This is a genomic window from uncultured Devosia sp. (assembly GCF_964244875.1).
In the GTDB taxonomy this organism is placed as follows: Bacteria; Pseudomonadota; Alphaproteobacteria; order Rhizobiales; family Devosiaceae; genus Devosia.
The window spans coordinates 71,933-85,787 of sequence record NZ_CAXTKA010000002.1; the positions used below are offsets into that span (position 1 = coordinate 71,933).

Below are 13,855 nucleotides of genomic sequence, written 5' to 3' on the forward strand. Positions count from 1 at the left end.
TCGTCGCGGCCCCGCCTGGTGTGGGAGATGTGAGGGGAAGGATAGCGCAGGGCATCGGGGTGGGGGTAAGGGGGATAGAGGGGATAGATCGGGACCAGCCGTCACCCCCTCCCAACCTCCCCCATCATGGGGGAGGTGTCTCTCCGTTTGCGGGGTGAGATTGAGTTCAACTTGCAATTAGCGCTCAATCACTTCACAGCCACCGGCAGACACCTCCCCCTTGATGGGGGAGGTTGGGAGGGGTTGGGGGAGCCACGATGTTGCGTTGTTGCTGCCACCTTGCGGTTGGGCGAGATCTCGGGATGGGTACCGGCCTACGCCGGTATGACACCGTGGGTGGGGTGGTGGTGTGCCCAAGGCGGGCAAGAGGCGAGGGATCGGGGCTAAACAAAGACCCCCACCCGACCTCCCCTGGAAGGGGGAGGAGACGGCGCCACTCCTGCGGCGCTATCCGTGCAATCATTTGGTCAGGGTCTCGATCCAGTCCAACCCACCGGCAGGCTCCTCCCCCTGCCAGGGGGAGGTTGGATGGGGGTAGCGTCAGCCGGCGACGCGTTCGATTTCGGCGCCGCAGCGGCTGAGTTTGTCTTCGAGGCGTTCAAAGCCGCGATCGAGATGGTAGATGCGGTTGACTACGGTTTCGCCGCGCGCGGCGAGGCCGGCAATGACCAGCGAGACCGAGGCGCGCAGGTCGGTGGCCATGACCTGCGCGCCCTTGAGCTCGGACTTGCCGGTAATGGTGGCCATCTGGCCCTCGACGCGGATATCGGCGCCGAAGCGGGCCAGTTCGGCGACGTGCATGTAGCGGTTTTCGAAAATGGTTTCGCGAATGTTGGACACGCCCGAGGACATGGTCATCAGCGCCATGAACTGGGCCTGCAGATCGGTGGGAAAGCCGGGAAACGGCTCGGTTTCCACATCGACCGGCTGAATGCCGTTGCCATTGCGGCGCACGCGCAGGCCCGCATCTTCCTGGCTCAGCTCGACCCCGGTGCGTCCCAGAATATCGAGGGCGGCCCGCAGATGTTCGCGCCTGGCGCCGCGCAGCAGCACGTCGCCGCCGGTCATGGCCGTGGCCATGGCGAAGGTTCCGGTTTCGATGCGATCGGGGATGACGTCGACGGTCGCGCCATGCAGCCTCGACACGCCCTCGATGGTCAACATGCGGGTGCCGATGCCGGAAATCCTCGCGCCCATGGCGACGAGACATTCCGCGACATTGGTGATTTCAGGTTCCATAGCGGCGTTTTTGATGACCGTGACGCCGTGGGCGAGCGTGGCGGCCATCAGCAGCGTATGGGTGGCGCCGACCGAGACCTTGGGCAAGACGATATGGGCGCCGACCAGCCCGCCCTTGGGCGCCTTGGCGACGACATAGCCCTCGTCGATCTCGATCTGGGCTCCCAATTCCCGCAGCCCGAACAGAAACAAATCGACCGGGCGGGTGCCGATGGCGCAGCCGCCGGGCAGCGATACGCGGGCCTCGTGCGCACGTGCCAGCAGCGGGCCGATAACCCAGAAGCTGGCGCGCATCACCGAAACCAGCTCGTAGGGGGCCGTGGTGTCGACGATATCGGCGGCGTGGAAGGTCATGCGCTGGCCGGCGCCATCGTCCTCGCCGCGACGGCGGCCATGCACGGCGATATCGACGCCGTGGTTTTCCAGGATGCGTTCGAGCTGCTTGACATCGGCCAGGCGCGGCACGTTTTGCAGCACCAGCGGCTCATCGGTGAGCAGGGACGCGATCATCAGGGGCAGGGCCGCGTTCTTGGCGCCGGAAATGGGGATTTCGCCCCGCAATTCATTGCCGCCAACCAAACGAATGCGATCCATAAGCAGTTATCCCGGGTCAGAGCCATTGCGGCTCGGGTCATGAACGAGGGCCGGCGGCCCGTGGCGGTGGCACCGGACAGGCCGGTGCAGGTCTCTCATGCTGCCAAGCGGGCAAACGCCGGGCGGGCCTAGGGCAGCAGTTCGCCCGAAAATGGTTTACGATGTGTTGCCTTTATCGGCTTGCTCGGGCAAATCCTGAACTGGCGCCTGCCGGTCGGCATCCGCGCGGGCCCGGGCCTGACCCTTGCGGCGCTTGAGGTTTTCGCGAAGCTTTGCGGCTAATCTTTGCTCGCGCAGCTTGGCCTCGTCGGATTTGGACATGGCGGACGATTCCGATTGGCAGACGGCAGGCTCTACGCGCTTTTTGGCCTTGCGTCGAGATTGGGGCTATGGCAGTAGAGCCCCCGTCGCCGCGCGGGACCAAGCCCCGCCCCAACGCGCCCGCATGCTGCCGTAGCTCAGTGGTAGAGCACCCCCTTGGTAAGGGGGAGGCCGACAGTTCAATCCTGTCCGGCAGCACCAGAAACCCCAACAAAATCAAGACTTTACGAAATTAGTTGGTTCACCGACGAAGCCGCCATATGCTAGCGCAGTGCTAGCACAGCTGTTTTGGCGTCAATGATTTCAATGACTTAGCGAAGCGGGATTTGCCCGGTTAGCACAAAGCTAGCGCAGCAGCACACCACAGTAATTTCTGGGTGGTGACGATTTGAGCAGCGATTCAAAGACGCCCTATGAGCTGTATTTGCGCCAGGGCAGCGCCAACTATTGGATGCGCTTTTCCTTGCCCGGTCAGGGGCAGATTCGGATAGGTCTCAAAACACCCGACAAAGCCGTTGCTGAAGCCAAAGCCGCTGGCGAATATCAGAAGGCCGTTTGGCAGGCGGAGCACAACATTCTGCCCGGCAAAATGTCCTTCGATAAGCTGGCGAAGGCATTCCTCGCGTCGATTGAACCCAACGAAAAAACCACTCCAAAGCAGCGCGATACCTACAAATCCCACAAGGGCGTGATCCAGCGCTATCTCTCTCCGTTCTTCGGCAACAGAACGATTGTCTCGCTGACTGAACCCAAGCTTTACCAGTATCTGGATTGGCGCCGAACCTATTGGACGACTGGGCCAGGCAAGCACGAGAAGGTCGTCACCTATGAGCGTGCTGGCCGAACGTTTTCGCGTCCAGCAATCCATGTTGAACCCACAGCGAACACCATGCGTAGGGAGGTCGTCACGCTGCGCGCGGTGTTCAAATTCGCGGCCCGTCATGGCCATATCTCGCGTGATGCCATTCCCCAGTTAGAGATGGGCAAGGAGACGAAGAACAAGCGCCCGTCGTTCTCAAACGCAGAGATCAATAGGCTCCTGCTTCTGGCTGAGCAGCGCGTGCAGGAAATGGCTCACCTCCCGAAAATCCAATACGAGCGATTGGTGCTATTGTGCTTTATCGACATCGCCGTGCACACGGGCATGCGACCCACCGAACTGCACAACCTGAACTGGGCAAACATTGTGGGTTTTGCCGACGAACGCGTGAAGTCCATTGAGCAGCGCCGCATCCGCATTGAGGCCTATGGCAAAGGGTTTGCGCCGAAGCAACTGGTGCCTAACGTTGAGGCCTTCGGCAGCTTCATCAATCTTTGGGATGCTTACGAGCGTTTGCACGGCAAGGAGCCGACGCCAGAGACGCCCGTGTTCTGCAATTTGGACGGGCAGCGCATGCAGAGCACAAAGAACAGCTTACACGCGCTGCTGAGCGCCGCAGGGTTGAAAGAGGACGCTTTTGGCCGCAAGCGCACCGCTTACAGCTTTCGTCATACTTACGCGTCGAACCAAATCCGCAAGGGCACTGACATCTACACGCTAGCCATCAATATGCGGACCTCAGTGCGCATGATCGAGATGTATTACTCGGACGTGGTGCCCGATGAAATGGCAAGGCAGCTTGAGGGTAGTTATGAGTAGCCGCCAGCCAATTATGCATGGTTCGGTTAGCACCGACATTGGGTGCTTCGACACCATAGTGGCACGCACAATATTGCAAGGTCATGGACCAACGCCGGCCTGCACAACGTGGACGCTCTCCCATTTGTATGAAAGAAAAGCGGGCGGGGACAATCTATGAGACAATTTGGCGGTCCCCACTCGACGTCGCGTCGTGAGCTGAGGCGTATATCGCGCAATAATCGACGGTCGGAGCGCGTCGAAAGTACAGTAGTTTCATCGGTCGTTGACGGGCCGATGGAGAGTTTTGGTCAGGGACAGACTTTGCACAGCGTAAATAATGAGGCCGCCCCTATTTCGGAGGCGCCAGAAAAAAGTGTTGATCCGCAGGATAATTTGGACAGAGCAAATGAAGGCGCTGCGGTTTCCGAGGCGTATCGGACTGACTTTGGCACCATGATCCACGGACGAATAGAGGATGCACTTACAGCGGATCGCCTGACTGCGTTGAAGGGCAAAGTTAACTTGATCGTAACGTCGCCACCTTTCCCCCTAGTTCGAAAAAAAGAATACGGAAACGAGACAGGCGCAGCATACTTGGAATGGCTTAAATCGTTGGCTACGCCGCTGGCGGACCTTCTTACAGATGACGGCTCAATAGTCATTGAAATTGGCAACGCATGGGAGCCGGGCGTTCCCGTGATGTCCACCCTTCCACTTGAAGCTCTACTTGAGTTTAAGAAGGCTGCAAATCTGCATCTTTGCCAACACGTAATCTGTCATAATCCTGCGCGACTACCTAGCCCAGCAGCATGGGTCAACATTAAGCGCGTGCGTCTCAAAGACTCCTTTACTCATGTCTGGTGGTTGTCAAAATCGGAAAACCCGAAAGCGGACAATAGGGCTGTTCTTAACCCCTACAGTACCGACATGAAAAAACTTCTGAAGTCCCAGAAATACAATGCTGGCACTCGGCCATCAGGGCACGTGATCTCCAAGACAGGATTCCTAAAAGATCATGGGGGGGCAATTGGGGCAAACGTGATCGACCTGGAAGACGAGCGCACCACTCCAGAGTCATTGCTGCGATTCACCGGAACCAGGTGGGACGCAAATTATCGGGACTACTGCAAGAGGTTCTCGCTTCCCGCACATCCGGCAAGAATGCAGGCCATGTTGTCCGCATTTTTCGTGCAATTTCTCACTGACCCAGGCGACTTGGTACTCGACCCGTTTGCGGGGTCAAATACGACAGGTGCGATCTCCCAAGCGCTAGGTCGGCACTGGGTAGGTGTTGAAGCTTCAGCCGAATACGCAAAAGGGTCGCGCGGTCGGTTCGCCGAGTTTGAAGACGAGAAACCCGAGTAATCCGTGAGCCGGTGGGGAGAGAGCCATGAGTACGGACTTACCGGCGGCACCACCTTTGAGCGGACCTACTTTATTCCAGGGCGATTTGTCTGCACTTTCCCTAAAGACGGAATACCGTTCGCTAAAAGAGCAGCCAGCACAATCCTTCTATAGACCTTGTCTGCAGCACAGCACGTCATACAAGAGGGCAACTGGGTATTTTCGTTCGTCCGTTTTTCTAGTGACAGGCCCCAGCGTCCTGGAGTTTGCTAGAAGAGGAGGCCGGATTTATCTGATCTGTTCCCCAGAGCTCGATAGCGACGACATCGATTCCATCGCGTTAGGCTACGCCAGCAAGAGTCCTGTAATTGCAGACCGCTTGGCTCAGCAGATTGACGCGATGCTGTCAGATAGTAGCACCTCGTATCAGACGCGAATTCTGGCAACTTTAATATCGGTGGGAGCACTCGACCTAAAACTTGCGATCAGAGCTGACCGAAAAGGCCTTTATCACGAAAAAATTGGAATCTTCGGAGACGAACTTGGCAATCGCGTATCTTTCAAGGGATCTGCCAACGAGACTTGGAGCGCGTGGGATCCGAAAGGGAATTTTGAGTCAATTGAAGCTTTCTGCAGCTGGCGAGGTGGTCTCGAAGCCGTCCGGGTTACCAAACACGAGGAGCACTTCGACGCGCTGTGGTCAGAAACTGACACTGATGTCGAAGTTTTCGCATTCCCTGTAGATGCGATCGAACACTTAAAGAGGGCTGCTTTCAAGGGTTTAGATAACGTGAGTGTTGAAGCTTTCCCGGTGAGACAAAATCTCAGATCCGCAATGCCGCACCAAAATGCGGCAGTTTCCGGCTGGGACAATCAAGGTAGGCGCGGCATTTTCGAGCACGCGACTGGAAGCGGCAAGACGTTCACGGCAATCATAGCGATTAAGCGTCATGTAGATCAGGGCCTACCCGTCATTGTGCTGGTTCCAAGCCGTCTACTTCTCGATCAATGGGCCAAGGAACTACGTGAAGAGGTCCAGGATGCAGCGCTTCTGTTGGCCGGTGGAGGTAATGACAAATGGCGCGCTCCTCGTCGTTTAAAAAGTATGACCGACCCTGATCCCAGCCTCGGAGGCCGTATCGTACTAGCAACAATGCAGACCGCGTCATCTCCGGAGTTCTTGGCCGGAGTGATGTCAGGGCCTCACTTACTTCTGGTCGCCGATGAGGTGCACCAAACCGGAAGCAGCCAAAACGCTAAGGTATATTCTCTGGATGCCGGCGCGAGGTTGGGCCTGAGCGCAACTCCTCAGCGATATGGTGATCCTGATGGCACCGCTCGCATGTTCAAGTATTTTGGTGGGGTCGTACCGCCGCCCATCACCTTAAACGATGCAATAAACGCGGGCCGCTTAGTGCCATATGAATACTTTCCGCACCCAATAAACCTGACCGCGACTGAGGCAGACGAGTGGAAGGAAGTTACGAAAGCTATTCAGCTGGAGATAGCGCGCCAAAAAGCGGACGAAAACGGGAAAAAGCCGGTCAGCGAAAAGGCAAAAATGCTATTGATCCGCCGTGCGCGCATCGCAAAAAAAGCGGAGGCAAAGACTGCGCTAGCGACATCGGTTCTTGGAGACAATTTTGAGGTTGGCCAAAGCTGGCTAGTCTACTGTGAAGATTCAGATCAGCTGGCTGACGTGCTTTTGAGCCTAAGAGACATCGGCCTCGACGCAATGGAATATCACTCTAGTATGGCAGGCGACCGAGAAGCGACGATGTCGCGGTTTCGGCAGTACGGGGGAATATTGGTGTCGATCCGCTGTTTGGATGAAGGTGTAGATATTCCGGCGATTTCTCATGGTCTCATTCTAGCGTCGTCACAAAATCCTCGGCAATTTATTCAGCGTCGTGGCCGGGTCTTGCGTCGCTTTCCGGGGAAGGAAATTGCAGTCATTCACGACGCAATTGTAGTTCCCGTTAGTGCGGAGAATGAGCCGGAACAAATGAGCTTACTGCGCGCCGAGCTCGTTCGCTCAATCGAGTTCTCGACACACGCGCTCAATCGCACCGGTGGTGCTGAACTACGCAGAATCGCGATGGACATGGGTATCGATCCTGACGACCTAATTGGCGACGGAATCGAGAGCGAGGAATAATGACGGAAGAAGATTTGAGCTTGGCGACCTTGCTTACCGTTAGGGAAGTCACTTGTCCGACCTTGGACGAGAACCTCCTTCGGCAGTGCTATTTGATCCAAAAGCGATTTCAGTTCAGCGAAGATAGGTCCATCTCGGCAAGCGCAATGGAGCGGCTCATTGATGAGCAGGTAAAAGCACTAACGGGTGACACTCAGGACAAATCCGAATGAAGTTACTCCGGCTCACTGCATCTAATTTTATGCCTTACAAAGGCCAGATGGTCGTTGATTTTCCGACCGATGACTACCGCAACATAATGATCGTTTTTGGCGATAACATGCGCGGTAAAACCAGCTTGCTAAACGCATTGCGTTGGGGATTTTACGGCAAGGCCCTGGGGAGGCACTCGCGGCCGGTTGCGCTTGCCGACATGGTCAATAAGGAGGCAGCGCTAGAAGACGATTGGTCCCTCCAGGTCTTCGTTGAGTTCGAAGCAAACGGGCACAAGTACGACTTGCGACGCTCTGCGTCCCGTCGACCACACGTGGCCATTCCATCGCGGAACGACGACTTCTTAGTATCATTGCATTTGACCCGAGATGGCGAGGCCATCGCCGGAGACCAAATAGAACTAGAAATCGATCAGATCGCCCCAGAGCAAATTTCGCGATTTTTTCTGTTCGATGGCGAATTGCTGGAAGAGTACGAAAGCCTGCTGATCGAAGGCAGTGAGCAAGGACGGCAGATCAAGGAAGCAATCGAGAAGGTTTTAGGCGTGCCGTCGTTGATTAAAGGCCGCGATGAGCTGGGATCAATCCTAAAGAGCTCGACAAAAAAACAAAGCGCTGAGATTGCCCAGATCAACGGTCTGGAAAAACAAGCCGGCCGTCAGAAAGAATTGACCGCGCGGCAAGACACATTTGAGCGCGATGCTATTGCACTGCAGGAGAAGCTCGACACAACCCGCGCGGAAAGGATTAAACTTGAGGACGAACTCGACGCCGCGATTGTAGTCTTGTCTCAAAAAGCCAAATTGGATGCGCTAAGGGTTCAGAAAAATGAACTTAACACCGCTATTGATCGCAAGACCTTGGAACGTCGCGCCCTGCTTGGCGATGCATGGAAGGACTTGCTTGATGCCAAGTTGAGCATTAAGCGGCGATTTCTCAACGCCAGACAGACCGAACTCGCGCAGGCAATCAAGCAGCAGGGACGGCTGGAAGATCAAATTGAGAATCTTCAGAAACTGCTTTCCACTCAGACCTGTCCCGTGTGTGGGCAAGACATGAATGAGGACCACAGGCACAAGCTAGGTGGAAGCTTGGGCGAACTACAAATAAAGATCGGTAAGGCAGCCGACACAAGTGCTGAGGTTCAATCTATTGCTGCGCAGCTGGCTGCCCTGGACAAGATTCGCGGTGTCCGCGCGAAAGAGCGGCTGACAGAAATTGACCGAGATCTTCGTGTCGCCGAGGTGGGCCTGCAGCGCGCGGAGAACGAAATCGAGACAATCTCGGATGAAATCGCAGGCCAGGACACTGCCGAGCTTGCAAGGAAGCGCGTGTTTAAGGATGAGGCATTTCGGGAAGAAGGGCGGCTTCAGAACGAGATTAATGCAGTCCGCAAGCGCCTTGATGAGACCAAACAAGACCTAGCGATAAGCCAGAAGGCAATTGAAGGCCTTGCACCGGGGCGAGCACGCAAGAGTACCGTCAAGGTGACTATTGCAGCGGATTTGGAACGCACATTCGCGGAAAGCATCGAGCGTCTGCGTGATCGCTTGCGTGAACGCGTTGGTAGCCTAGCGAATGACGCTTTCAAAGAGATGACCACACAGAAGGGGTATCGCGGCCTCGAAATAAATTCGAACTATGGGCTCAGCATCATCGACGGCAACGGTCGGAAGGTGCCCCTGCGGAGCGCCGGAGCCGAGCAAGTGGTTGCATTGTCGCTTATTGATGGCCTCAATCGCACAGGTCGCGCTACTGGACCTGTGGTTATGGATACACCTTTTGGCCGTTTGGACCTCAAACACCGCGACAACATTCTTAACTACCTGCCGACAGTCACCAGTCAGTTTGTCCTACTTGTCCATAGTGGTGAGATACGTCCTGACAGCGACCTTGCTGGCATCCGTTCAAGGATTGGCGCGGCGTATGAGATCAAGGAAGTTTCTCCGACCCATTCGCGCATTGAGAGGACTTCATTGTGACACAGGACGAAATTGTCACGATTGGTGTGTCGGAGGTTGGGAACGACCAGCTTAACGCACTTATTGAGGCTGGTGTGTTTGCCGAAAAGATGGATGGCTTTAGATTTGCTGCGGCGTTGGCGCTGGCACAGGGTGTTGTTCCAGATGAAATCGTGAAGAGAAGTCCATTTCTTAATCGGGGCTCCCTCGATCCTGAACAGACTTTGCGTAAGGCTGTGGAGGCTCTCCTGCCCGAACAACTTGAAAACACAACTCCCTACAGGCTGATCGAGAGGCTCGCAGACTGGGGAGTACGCGATCTATATGCGCAGCTCCAGAACGGCGAGATTGATTTTGCCGGCATACTTTCTCAAGTCGCAGATAAGGCGGCAGAGTAATGCCGACGGCGCTTCGCGCCTTCTTGATGCTGAAGCAACCTTCCGGTTGGTCTGTTACTGTCCACCGGGATTTGGAGGACTTGGTCTCCGCTTGGTTGGGGCGCCAGGATCCAATGTTTACTGTGGGCGTGCTTCATGTTGGATTCGACCGCCCACCGTCTACAGAGTTTGAAGGTATTGTCTCAGAACGGGTAGGTAGATTGCTTGTCACTACCTCCGCCAAACATGCGCTGCCTACAACTTTCGGTGCATCTGAAGGTGAACTGGCACGCGTGGGATCACTCGGCATTCACTTAGGGACGCGCGGATGGGGATACGTCGTTGACGACTCGGAGCTCCCTCCCTTGGAAGCGGTGTCCGCTCCTGTTGCAGTCGGGAAGCTTTCTGGCTGGGTTCTGCTGTTTGTCCGAGACTATCCCGAACTTGGTAATGTTCTACGTGAAGCGGCTATCTTTGATGATGCCGACTATCTTGAGCGAGAGTCTTCCCTCGACAATGACCTCAGAAAGGCTGCGGGTATCTATAGGCTCGACTGCTTAATTGCCGGTGATCGTAGTGACCCATGCGCCGTAGCCCGAGCCGCCCCTCCCTGGCTGTCAGACCGCACGTTCGATTCGATGAACCCAAGCGTTCGCGTCACTAACGTCTTCAGGGTTCTGAAAATTCAGACCGTTGCCGATCTGGCTACTCATTCAATAGGTGGCTTGCTCCAGACTCAAAATTTCGGTCGAAAGTCCGCCAACGATGTGATGGTGGCCCTCGAAGCCGCACTCGATGATGGTCCGCATTTCGAGGATCGCTTCGAATTCGAGGGCGTGACTTCAACACTCATAGAGTCGATCAAGCGCTCGCTATTCAAGTATGAGGACCGCAGCCGCGAAATTATGCTTCGCAGGATGGGCCTTGGGATGGAGCCGGAAACGCTTCAGGAGCTAGGTGAGCGCTACGGCGTTTCTAGAGAGCGGATACGACAGGTCGAAGCCAAAGTCACGCGCCGGCTGATACGCGAAGAAATTTGGGACGACCTACTTTCCCATAAACTTACAACACTCGTAAGCAATCGAAGGATGCCGCTCCCTCTAAGAGGCATCGATGCCGCCGACTCTTGGTTTGATGGAATAGGAGAGGAAGCTCACGCACTCCGGTATCTTTTGTCCATGGTCTCTGAGGGGCCAGCGAAGATAGTTCGCATCGATGAGATCGAGTACATCGGTATGCTTGACCAGGAAACGTGGGAAGGGTCAGTGGGGGAGGCCCGACGTTTCCTTGAGAGTGGGGCCGGCAGTGCTTGGACAGAGGATCACTGTCGCGCAGGGGTCATTGCGATTCTTCCTGAGTCCTGCAGCGAGTTTCGCGACCTTCTGTGGGAACATGCGTCTCGGTATGGTCAATTTGTGGATGTCGAAGGGAACAAGACACTTGTCTCCTACGGCCGAGGAGCCGAAACAATTGTGCATGCAGTGCTAGCTGCATCCGATCGTCCACTGCACTATAGTGAGATAGCATCCCTCGCTTCGCTACGGGCAGGCAGAGAAATTGATGCCAGACGCGCTCACAACGCCGCTGCCTCTGTCGCCTTTTTGATGGACCGTGGCGTGTATGGTCTGGACCGGCACATCACAGTAACACCGGAACATATGGCCCTTGTAGCGGAACAAGCAGCGGAAATTGTTTTCGAAGGCGAACCTGGCCGCCAGTGGCACACCAATGAGTTGGTCACTGAACTTATAGAGAGAGGGTTGGCGATTGAGGGCATGGACAAATACCTGCTTGATATTGCCCTACGGAAATCTGGCCAGCTAGAAAGACTGGGCCGACTTGTGTGGCATGACGTGGAATCGCCAAGTGCTGACGCAAATCGTATCGATATTCGTCAGGCCGTTATTGTCGCCCTTCAAGACGCTGGGGAACCACTTAGTGCAGACCAAATCAGGGAGAGAGTGCGCCATATTCGAGGCGTCAACGGCGCTTTTCAGATTCATCCGATTGACCCTGTTATTAGGATCGCACCTTCTATTTGGGGATTGAATGATCGAGATATCCCCATCAAACGCCGCGAACAACCCAAAATATTGGGTGCCTTAGTCGATATACTAGCAAAACGAGGTTCTGGAATTCACGAGTCAGAACTCGCCCATTCTTCTGTCTTGGCTTCAATGGGACTGACAGTTCCTGCGTTCTTCAGTCTAGCAATAACGGATAGTCGCCTCCGAACTAGTACGGGACGGTTTCTTTACCTTGCTGAATGGGGGAGTCCTAGACGCGTGGGTATTGCCGACGCCGTCCGCAGTTTTATTTCTTCATCCGCTATGCCAGTGACATTCTCAGAGATATCAGAAGCTGTTCGGGGACAGGTCCAACGTGACTTTCCGAGCTCTGCAATTTCGGCCTGTCTCCAGGCATTGGGCGCAGTGTACGACACTGCCAGCGAAACGTGGACGCTTTCGGATGAACAGGCGGAAACAGAGGAAGACACTCCCCAACTTTTGGATGTTGGGTAGCGTTCCACCCGCATGTCGTGGATACTCAGAATGAGCCAATCATGTGATTAAGGGCAATTCCCCGATAGTGCGCAGCCATGGCGGCATCAGCGGGTCGTCATGCGAAAATGTTGCGAAGCGCAACTTTGTTTGCGATCAGATTGCGCATCAGCCACCTGATGTGAATGAGTCAGGCGCCGTTTGACTTGCTAATTTCGCGTCTGAGATGAATTACCGTGACGACTGCCTTTGCTCAAAAAAGCAAGACCGCCCAAACACGGCGATCGAGACCATTCAGGCAGCATCGCACTTCATCTTGTACTGCAGAAGCACGCGATCCAGCTGCTCAAAAAACTCGGACCATTTCTCTTTACCACCAACAGGGATCTCAGCGCGTACAGATCGACCATAGCGATTGTAAACCCAATACACTCGGCACGTCAGACGCCCCCTTTGAAACGTCTCCCTCCCCGGTTGCTCGGCGGGTTTGTAGAACGCGAGACTAAGCGGTCTGTCTTTCCACTGTCGTTCTTGCTCATACAAATGGCCGGGGAAAAACCTTCGGCAATAGCCGAAGTCCTCTTTTCCAAAAGTTCCCAACCACATCTCGAGGGCTGGAAAATTGGAGGGGTTGAAATCCTTGTCTGCAACGCCTCTCTGTACGTGATATAGTGTTTTTTCGGGCATCTTTGGTCCTTTCGACTGTAGCCTCTAAGTTACAGCCGAGCCCGCCAAAGATCATTATTCATGTAGGCGCCAGGGAAGCAAACTCCTTGTTTGGTTGCCTTTCGGTCCCCGGGAAACGCGGTCAAATCGTCTCAACAGCCCGTGCCATCATCTCGTCATTCACATCAATGTACCGCTGTGTTGTGGCTAGGCTGCGGTGTCCTGCTAGGGTCATTACAACCTTCGGGGATACACCTGAGTGCGCTAGCCGTGTGATGAACCAGCGTCGACCACTATGTGAAGTCGCGCCGTCAATGCCGGCCTCTGCGTAAAGTCGTCCAAATAGCTGACACAGGCTGTTTGCCGAGAACGCGCCACGTGTCTGCGAAGGGATCAGCGGATCGACCAGACCAAATTGTTGCGCTACGCAACTTTTGTACGTGACCAATTCCCGCTGCAGCCGCTTACTGACGTGTACGGGCCTTGCTTCATTGGATTTGGTGTTTTCCGCCTTGAGGTAAAACTGCTGCTTTATCTCGCCATCGGTCCCCAGCACGTCAGACCATCGCAACGTAGCGATCTCGCCTACCCTGAGCCCCGCATAATGAGACAGCAATAGGGCCATTCGATTTCGCGCTGCGTGCTTGCCCTGAGCTGCAACAGCCAGCGCACGCTTCAACTCAGCGTCGTCCAGCACCTTTGCCTGCTTCATGAATGTCACCTTTCCCGAGGTTTCCTGCGGGAAAGTTATGTTACCGTTTGGCGGTCAGAGCGACTGAAGAGTGATCCTCAGCAGGATCAACGGGTTATGCGGGAATGTAAACTACTGCTAATTTTCTTATGTTCTTGCATGCCGTGTTT

At 55.2% G+C, this 13,855-nt stretch carries 10 protein-coding genes and 1 tRNA gene; 7 read left to right on the forward strand and 4 right to left on the reverse strand.

Annotated elements, in window-relative coordinates:
- Window positions 1-540 precede the first annotated feature (540 nt).
- Window positions 541-1,833: a UDP-N-acetylglucosamine 1-carboxyvinyltransferase gene (gene murA / locus ACFE8X_RS02830; protein WP_375449937.1), complete on the reverse strand. Its 1,293-nt coding sequence runs from the start codon at window positions 1,831-1,833 to the stop codon at window positions 541-543.
- 156 nt (window positions 1,834-1,989) lie between these two features.
- On the reverse strand, window positions 1,990-2,154 hold the full coding sequence (locus ACFE8X_RS02835) for a hypothetical protein (protein WP_375449938.1): 165 nt from the start codon (window positions 2,152-2,154) through the stop codon (window positions 1,990-1,992).
- A 126-nt stretch (window positions 2,155-2,280) separates the two neighbouring features.
- Here ACFE8X_RS02835 and ACFE8X_RS02840 point away from each other — a divergent pair.
- The 7 genes from ACFE8X_RS02840 to ACFE8X_RS02870 all read left to right on the forward strand — a co-directional run bounded on the left by ACFE8X_RS02840 (window position 2,281) and on the right by ACFE8X_RS02870 (window position 12,349).
- A tRNA-Thr gene (locus ACFE8X_RS02840) sits at window positions 2,281-2,355 on the forward strand.
- Window positions 2,356-2,542: 187 nt separating this feature from the next.
- Complete coding sequence (locus tag ACFE8X_RS02845) at window positions 2,543-3,793, forward strand: tyrosine-type recombinase/integrase (protein ID WP_375449939.1); 1,251 nt, start codon at window positions 2,543-2,545, stop codon at window positions 3,791-3,793.
- A gap of 303 nt (window positions 3,794-4,096) precedes the next feature.
- Entirely contained in the window at window positions 4,097-5,140 is a 1,044-nt protein-coding gene (locus ACFE8X_RS02850; RefSeq protein ID WP_375449940.1) for a DNA-methyltransferase, read from the forward strand.
- Between the two features lie 25 nt (window positions 5,141-5,165).
- Window positions 5,166-7,277, forward strand: a complete 2,112-nt coding sequence (locus ACFE8X_RS02855; RefSeq protein ID WP_375449941.1) for a DEAD/DEAH box helicase family protein — start codon at window positions 5,166-5,168, stop codon at window positions 7,275-7,277.
- Between the two features lie 208 nt (window positions 7,278-7,485).
- Window positions 7,486-9,471 carry an AAA family ATPase gene (locus tag ACFE8X_RS02860; protein WP_375449942.1) on the forward strand — a complete coding sequence of 662 codons (1,986 nt, stop codon included), beginning with the start codon at window positions 7,486-7,488 and terminating at the stop codon, window positions 9,469-9,471.
- Entirely contained in the window at window positions 9,468-9,848 is a 381-nt protein-coding gene (locus ACFE8X_RS02865) for a hypothetical protein (RefSeq protein WP_375449943.1), read from the forward strand. Before ACFE8X_RS02860 ends, ACFE8X_RS02865 begins: the two co-directional genes overlap by 4 nt.
- A gap of 113 nt (window positions 9,849-9,961) precedes the next feature.
- Window positions 9,962-12,349, forward strand: a complete 2,388-nt coding sequence (locus ACFE8X_RS02870; RefSeq protein WP_375449944.1) for a DNA-directed RNA polymerase subunit alpha C-terminal domain-containing protein — start codon at window positions 9,962-9,964, stop codon at window positions 12,347-12,349.
- Window positions 12,350-12,622: 273 nt separating this feature from the next.
- Here the strand turns inward: ACFE8X_RS02870 and ACFE8X_RS02875 are convergent, their stop codons facing one another.
- Together ACFE8X_RS02875 and ACFE8X_RS02880 are read right to left on the reverse strand one after the other, a co-directional pair.
- Window positions 12,623-13,015 (reverse strand): hypothetical protein, encoded by a 393-nt coding sequence (locus ACFE8X_RS02875; protein WP_375449945.1) that lies wholly within the window; start codon window positions 13,013-13,015, stop codon window positions 12,623-12,625.
- A 121-nt stretch (window positions 13,016-13,136) separates the two neighbouring features.
- A complete protein-coding gene (locus ACFE8X_RS02880) occupies window positions 13,137-13,706 on the reverse strand; it encodes a tyrosine-type recombinase/integrase (protein WP_375449946.1) in 570 nt (189 codons plus the stop codon).
- Window positions 13,707-13,855 lie beyond the last annotated feature (149 nt).

Excerpts from the sequence above, each read along its gene's own strand:
- murA (WP_375449937.1), bottom strand. The coding sequence starts at position 1,833 with ATGGATCGCATTCGTTTGGTTGGCGGCAATGAATTGCGGGGCGAAATC.
- ACFE8X_RS02835 (WP_375449938.1), bottom strand. The coding sequence starts at position 2,154 with ATGTCCAAATCCGACGAGGCCAAGCTGCGCGAGCAAAGATTAGCCGCA.
- ACFE8X_RS02855 (WP_375449941.1), top strand. The coding sequence starts at position 5,166 with ATGAGTACGGACTTACCGGCGGCACCACCTTTGAGCGGACCTACTTTA.
- ACFE8X_RS02860 (WP_375449942.1), top strand. The coding sequence starts at position 7,486 with ATGAAGTTACTCCGGCTCACTGCATCTAATTTTATGCCTTACAAAGGC.
- ACFE8X_RS02870 (WP_375449944.1), top strand. The coding sequence starts at position 9,962 with ATGTTTACTGTGGGCGTGCTTCATGTTGGATTCGACCGCCCACCGTCT.
- ACFE8X_RS02875 (WP_375449945.1), bottom strand. The coding sequence starts at position 13,015 with ATGCCCGAAAAAACACTATATCACGTACAGAGAGGCGTTGCAGACAAG.
- ACFE8X_RS02880 (WP_375449946.1), bottom strand. The coding sequence starts at position 13,706 with ATGAAGCAGGCAAAGGTGCTGGACGACGCTGAGTTGAAGCGTGCGCTG.